The following is a 6057-nucleotide window of genomic DNA, read 5'->3' on the forward strand; positions in this document are numbered from 1 at the left end:
TGCGACCATAAAAGTTAATTCCGGTTGAGAGTAGTTGTTAAAACAAAAAAAGTGGTGCAGGGTTTTTACCGTTTCCCCTGCTTCGCAGTCTCTGAGGAGAGGCTAAACCCTCTACTAGAACAGCCCGACGAGATTGACACAGGTTTTGACAGTTGCTCAGACCGATTTTTGAGTTCAGTGTTTAAGAAAATTGAGGAAATGCTCGCTGACGAGCATTGCAGGACTTAGGATTAAATAAGTCCTGCTTTAGTTTAGAAAATTTAAGTTCTGTTTTACTCTGACGTGCGTTTTCGCAATATTTCCCTTACTTCCATTAAAATCTGGCCCAACATATTTTTGCCACTGCCATCTTTCCCGCAACCCCAATAGTAATCAACCGGGGAATTTTCGACTATTTCCTCATCGCCAGTAGCGAGTAAAATTTCTCTAATTTCGGCATGAGTTTCAAATTTGCGGAGTACGGCTTTTCTCATGATATCATCTTTTACTTTTTCCCAATCTTTGCGGAGGGGACGAGAGCGATCGCGTCCCATTTTTGCGGCATCTTTCGGTGTTTTTGCTTGGCGAATTTGGTCGCAATGAGCCGTTTTGGGAAACTTTTGTGCTTGAAAATAATGCTCAGTAGTTGGCCAATATTCTCCGTCTAACTCGAATCCATGACTGGAAAAATTAGAAAAACAGCCGTATTCGCTGCCAGTGGTGTAGAAGTAGATAGCCATAAAGTCTGCGATTTCAATTTCGTTAAGAATCTGGGTTGAGCGTCAGTTTTGCCTCTCTGGATTATCCACTATCTTCAACCGCAAATCAATAGTTTCAAGATGGGAACCGATGTAAGACAGCAGGGCGTAGATAAATACGATGACCCCTACCATTTCCAAAATTTCCTCAACACAAACCATCAAACCGTATATCAAGTTTCGCTGAGTTACCGCATCTGCATAATAGCCACCAACCATTTCCATGCCAAGTGCTCCACCCACATATATACTGCCTGCTAGTAAGAAAAAGTCCCTTGTTTTCCGGGGTAGGTGCCGGAGAAACTTGAGATAAGCCAGCCCAGTAACCGCAACAAAAATCGCCCCCGGAATTACCCAAATGAAGTAAAAAATTCCCCCTAAATCCAGTGCTTTTCGCAAGTCGTTAATAATTAATATTTCGTGCAAACTCAAGATTTCATCTAAAGAAAAAAATACAAAGATGAACCCCAGCGTTTTCCAGTGTCCAAAATACCGATCGCCCTGCTTCTTCTTAGCAGTAGCAATAATACCTAGTAAAATCGCGCAAAACAGCAAAGTAAATGACGAGTACCACGAAGGATAATTTATTTCTCTGTCTAAGTTAAACAAAGTAATCCAGCGTTCTTGATAGTTGAAACCGTACCGCAGAACTTGTACGATGCAACCAGCAACAGCAAAGAAGAGCACCCAAATGCTGAGAGAGAAAGCAACTCTCTTCGGCGAAACAGAAATCAGGAATTTCATCAAGTTTTTGATAAACTAGAACAAGGAAAATCAAACTATAAAGTAAAAAGTAAAAAATGGCAATAGCGACGCAATCCGCCACCTCGGATTTTTATCTAGAAAAAATAACCAATCACTGACAATGCACGTTCAAATTGAAACTTTCACTGTCCGCAAGCGGTTTGCGCTTACCATCAGCCGCGGTACAACAGCCCAAAGTACCAATTTATGGGTAAAATTAGCACACGAAGGAATCGAAGGTTGGGGAGAAGCATCGCCCTTTTCCACAGGTTCTCGGCCCCAAACTACCGAAATTCTGCTAGCCACATTGCAGGAAGTTGCACCGCTGCTAGAAAAGTTTACTCCCTTCGATCGCCAAAAAATCGAACAAGTATTAACAGAGGTCAACTTACCCTCAGCCGCCCGGGCAGGCATCGACATGGCAATGCACGACTGGCTGGGCAAAAAAGCAGGCTTGCCGCTGTGGAAAATGTGGGGATTAGATCGATCGCGCATTGTCCCCACCTCCGTCACAATCGGCATTAATTCGCCGTCTGGTGCAAGAGAAAGAGTGCGCGATTGGTTTGGCAAAGATCCAGCAGGTATCAAATACCGCGCCGTTAAGGTTAAATTAGGAAATCCCGCAGGAATCGAAGCCGACCAAGCTATGTTAATAGCAGTGCTAGAGGAAGCACCACCTAACATTAAAATCAGTGTAGATGCTAACGGCGGTTGGAGCTTAAACAGCGCGATCGAAATGTGTCGATGGCTGGAAAAATACCCGATAAATTATGTCGAACAGCCACTTTCCCCGGTAGCCGATATGGATGAATTCTCAGAACTGTACCGTCAATCGCCCCTGCCAATTTTTGCTGATGAAAGTTGCTTTAATAGTTCCGATATACCCAAGTTAGCGCACTGCGTCCACGGCATCAATATCAAAATGATGAAGTCAGGCGGATTGACCGAAGCAATGCGGATGATTCACACAGCGAAAGCCTGCAATTTGCAAGTAATGTTCGGCTGCTATTCAGATAGCGCGATCGCAAATACAGCAGCAGCACAACTTTCACCGCTAGCTGACTATTTGGATTTGGACAGTCACTTGAATTTATTAGACGATCCTTTCACCGGTGCGATCGTCGAAAATGGGTGTTTGCTGCCAAACGGGCGATCGGGATTGGGAGTGCGGCGAGTTGAGATTGTAGAATAGAAGTATCGTTAAACAGTTGACAGTTGACAGTTGACAGTTGACAGTTGACAGATAAAAATAAATCGGGAGATAGTATGATACCAGTAGAATCAATAGGACAGGGAATTGATAGAGAAGCCAAACTTTTTTTTGAAGAACACAAGCCGCCGACTGATTTAATTTTTGATGATGGTGCAGAAATGGAAAGCAACCGCCACCGTATAGCAATGACCGTTTTAATCCGTTCCTTAGAACAAGGTTTAGCTCACCGGAACGATTTTTTTGTCGGTGGCAATATGTTTATTTATTACAGCGCTAAACAGATTCGGAATCAGGATTTCCGAGGCCCGGATTTTTTCGCTGTGCTGGGTGTTGACAGCAATACTTCCCGACAAGGCTGGGTAGTTTGGGAAGAAAACGGACGTTACCCGGATGTCATTGTGGAACTGCTGTCACCATCAACAGCAAATCAGGATACAGGCAAAAAAAAGGATATTTACGAGCAGGTTTTTAGAACTCCTGATTACTTTGTTTTCGATCCTTTTGATCCGAATTCTTTGCAAGGATGGCGTTTAGATGCCACCCTGCGTTATCAGCCGTTAGTGCCCAACGAGCGGGGTTGGCTGTGGTGCGAAACCCTAGGTTTTTGGTTGGGTACTTGGGAAGGAATTGTCGATCGAGAAACAGCGACTTGGGTGCGTTTTTTCGACGAATCGGGCAATCTAATTTTGTTGCCGGAGGAAGCCGCTCAACAACAAGCCGAAGCCGCTCAACAACAAGCCGAAGCCGCTCAACAGCAAGCGGAACAGGAACGCCAGCGAGCCTCGCGACTAGAGGCCAGATTGCGAGAATTGGGAGAAGATCCGAATGATCTTACCCTGAACCCAAATCACAGCTAACACCCAACCGATTTTAGATTTTAGATTTTAGATTTTAGATTGAAGCTAAAATCTAAAATCGCCCGTCTCAAAAGTGAACCAATGACTAAAAACTATCCGATCAAAAAGGGTAAAGTTGCAATCCTGCTGCACGAGGGAATTCTCGGTTCTTCCGGCAAAACAGGTTTAGCATTTTTACGCTACAGTGAAGCACAAATTGTAGCAGTAATAGATCGCCAATGTGCCGGACAATCTTTACCTGAATTAACTGGCATTCCTCAACAAGTACCGATAGTTGCTTCCGTTGCAGAAGCACTGCAATTTGCGCCGGATATCCTGCTAATTGGTATCGCTCCTTCCGGGGGTGTTTTGCCTGCGGAATGGCTGCCAGAAATTAATCAAGCGGTAGCAGCAGGTTTCTCTGTTGTCAACGGTTTGCACGCGAAACTTGCACCTTTGATAACAGTTCCGTTAAGCGAAAATCAGTGGATTTGGGACGTGCGTCAGGAACCGAAATCAGTCGGTGCGATCGCCTCTGCCGCCGCCGCTAAATTAAGTTGTCGCCGCGTATTAACTGTCGGCACAGATATGAGCGTTGGCAAAATGTCAACCAGTCTGGAACTCAATCGCACTTGCTTGCGGCGGGGTTTGCGTTCCAAATTTTTGGCAACCGGACAAACGGGTTTAATGATTGGAAATGAAGGCATTCCTTTGGATGCAGTGCGAGTTGATTTCGCCGCTGGTGCTGTCGAACAAATGGTGATCAAATTGGGTTCTGAATGCGATATTCTGCACGTAGAAGGGCAAGGTTCGCTATTGCATCCGGGTTCGACGGCGACTCTGCCGCTGTTGCGGGGTTCGCAGCCAACTCACTTAATTTTAGCCCACAGAGCCGGACAAACTAGCATTCGCAATCACCCGCACGTATCGATTCCCAGGTTATCAAAAGTGGTTGAATTGTACGAAATGGTTGCTGCAGCAGCAGGTGCTTTTACAGGAGGAAAAGTGAGCGCGATCGCCCTCAACACTCATCACTTAAATGAGGCTGATGCGCTGTTAGCAATAGCTGAAGTTCAAGCAGAAACGGGATTGCCTTGTACCGATGCGGTAAGGTTTGGCGCGGAGGTGTTGTTGGAGGCGATCGACAGTTGATCTGCTAGAATACATACCAACTAATAAATAACTAGATAAAACTATGACACCAAGCATTCAAGCAAAAACACTGACCCTGCACGATGTCAAAACAAAATTTAACTTCCAACTTTGTGAAGACGAGCAATTCTTCCGGGAGTGGATTGACGATTTACCAGAAATTACTGATGAAGAAAAGCGATATCTAGACAAAGTAAAGGCTGGCTATACTAACAGTGCCGACCACTCCATGATAGAAGATACCGTAAAAATGGTGGTACTTGCTCCATTGCTCTTTTTAGCAGATTTATACCTGAATCCCTTTCATATAGAAGCAGAAAAATCGGTGGAACTTGTCACCGTGGATGAAGGTATACTTGTCAGAGGAAGTATTGATGTTCTGCTTTTAATTGAATCTTTTTGGGTGGTTGCGATCGAAGCGAAGCGAGCACAATATTCCGTTGAAGCTGGACTTCCTCAGCTACTATTTTATATGCTGAATGACCCCAGTCCAGAACAAGTAACCTTTGGGCTTTTGACAAATGGCAGCAGTTTTCGATTTATCAAAGTAACCAAACAAGGCACACCGCAGTATGCCGTCTCTAAACTTTTCGATATTGCGAATCCCGGAAATGAACTTTACGAAGTTTTTCGCATTTTGAAGCGGCTAGCTGGTATAATTTCGAGTAACACATCTTCTACTTAAATACATAATAAGGCTGTTGAGAACTCAAACTAAACGAGACAGCCAACAAAAATCACAATGAATGAAAATTCTTTGGAGTTGCAGTCTGAATGCGCCATCCGCGCGGCCTGTGTTCAAGATATCAAATCAATTAGAAAGTTAGTTTGGAGCGCCAGACTCGATCCAACTCAGTTGCGCTGGGAGCAATTCTGGGTCATCGAATGCGAGGGAAAATTGGCAGCTTGCGGACAGTTGCGGAAATTTGCGGGCGCGCAAGAATTGGGCAGTTTGGTGGTGGCGAAAGATTGGCGCGATCGAGGTTTGGGAAGCTACCTCACAAAATATTTAATTCAACAAGCTACAGAACCGCTATATTTAGAATGTTTGGGAAAGCGACTCGCATCATTTTATACTCGCTTTGGATTCGTAGAAGTTTCCGTACAAGAATTGCCGCAGTCGCTTAAATTCAAGTTCGGTTTGTCTCAATTAGCTAAAACTTTATTCAAAATTCCTGTAACAATTATGCAGTATCAAGCAGGTTCTCTATAATTATGACTTTTATGAATTTAAGATTCTGAATTTATGAATGGATTTTAAGTTCGACCTGTTCAATAATTGGATAACAGGGTGCGATCATTGGTAACAAGTTAGAACGGAGTAGATTTTGTCAATACCCCTTTATGTAGAAATATAATTGAATAATAATGATAA

At 44.0% G+C, this 6057-nt stretch carries 7 protein-coding genes; 5 read left to right on the forward strand and 2 right to left on the reverse strand.

Annotation, left to right across the window (positions count from 1 at the left end):
* Positions 1 to 272: 272 nt before the first annotated feature.
* Positions 273 to 719, reverse strand: a complete 447-nt coding sequence (locus QUB26_RS06900; protein WP_333317239.1) for an NADAR family protein — start codon at positions 717 to 719, stop codon at positions 273 to 275.
* Positions 720 to 761: 42 nt separating this feature from the next.
* Positions 762 to 1481: a hypothetical protein gene (locus QUB26_RS06905; RefSeq protein ID WP_333317241.1), complete on the reverse strand. Its 720-nt coding sequence runs from the start codon at positions 1479 to 1481 to the stop codon at positions 762 to 764.
* Positions 1482 to 1602: 121 nt separating this feature from the next.
* On the opposite strand from QUB26_RS06905, the gene QUB26_RS06910 reads away from it, so the two are divergent.
* The 5 genes from QUB26_RS06910 (at position 1603) to QUB26_RS06930 (ending at position 5895) form a co-directional block, all read left to right on the forward strand.
* Positions 1603 to 2673 carry a dipeptide epimerase gene (locus QUB26_RS06910; protein WP_333317244.1) on the forward strand — a complete coding sequence of 357 codons (1071 nt, stop codon included), beginning with the start codon at positions 1603 to 1605 and terminating at the stop codon, positions 2671 to 2673.
* Positions 2674 to 2747: 74 nt separating this feature from the next.
* Complete coding sequence (locus QUB26_RS06915; protein WP_333317245.1) at positions 2748 to 3551, forward strand: Uma2 family endonuclease; 804 nt, start codon at positions 2748 to 2750, stop codon at positions 3549 to 3551.
* Between the two features lie 81 nt (positions 3552 to 3632).
* Positions 3633 to 4682, forward strand: coding sequence for a DUF1611 domain-containing protein (locus QUB26_RS06920; RefSeq protein ID WP_333317247.1), 1050 nt, complete (start codon positions 3633 to 3635; stop codon positions 4680 to 4682).
* A 43-nt stretch (positions 4683 to 4725) separates the two neighbouring features.
* The gene (locus QUB26_RS06925) at positions 4726 to 5367 is read left to right on the forward strand and encodes a type I restriction endonuclease (RefSeq protein WP_333317250.1); all 642 of its coding nucleotides are present in this window, start codon (positions 4726 to 4728) and stop codon (positions 5365 to 5367) included.
* 57 nt (positions 5368 to 5424) lie between these two features.
* Entirely contained in the window at positions 5425 to 5895 is a 471-nt protein-coding gene (locus QUB26_RS06930) for a GNAT family N-acetyltransferase (protein WP_333317252.1), read from the forward strand.
* Positions 5896 to 6057 lie beyond the last annotated feature (162 nt).

The sequence above is a fragment of the Microcoleus sp. B4-C1 genome (assembly GCF_036705285.1).
GTDB lineage: Bacteria > Cyanobacteriota > Cyanobacteriia > Cyanobacteriales > Microcoleaceae > Microcoleus.

Excerpts from the sequence above, each read along its gene's own strand:
- QUB26_RS06900 (WP_333317239.1), bottom strand. The coding sequence starts at position 719 with ATGGCTATCTACTTCTACACCACTGGCAGCGAATACGGCTGTTTTTCT.
- QUB26_RS06905 (WP_333317241.1), bottom strand. The coding sequence starts at position 1,481 with ATGAAATTCCTGATTTCTGTTTCGCCGAAGAGAGTTGCTTTCTCTCTC.
- QUB26_RS06910 (WP_333317244.1), top strand. The coding sequence starts at position 1,603 with ATGCACGTTCAAATTGAAACTTTCACTGTCCGCAAGCGGTTTGCGCTT.
- QUB26_RS06915 (WP_333317245.1), top strand. The coding sequence starts at position 2,748 with ATGATACCAGTAGAATCAATAGGACAGGGAATTGATAGAGAAGCCAAA.
- QUB26_RS06920 (WP_333317247.1), top strand. The coding sequence starts at position 3,633 with ATGACTAAAAACTATCCGATCAAAAAGGGTAAAGTTGCAATCCTGCTG.
- QUB26_RS06925 (WP_333317250.1), top strand. The coding sequence starts at position 4,726 with ATGACACCAAGCATTCAAGCAAAAACACTGACCCTGCACGATGTCAAA.
- QUB26_RS06930 (WP_333317252.1), top strand. The coding sequence starts at position 5,425 with ATGAATGAAAATTCTTTGGAGTTGCAGTCTGAATGCGCCATCCGCGCG.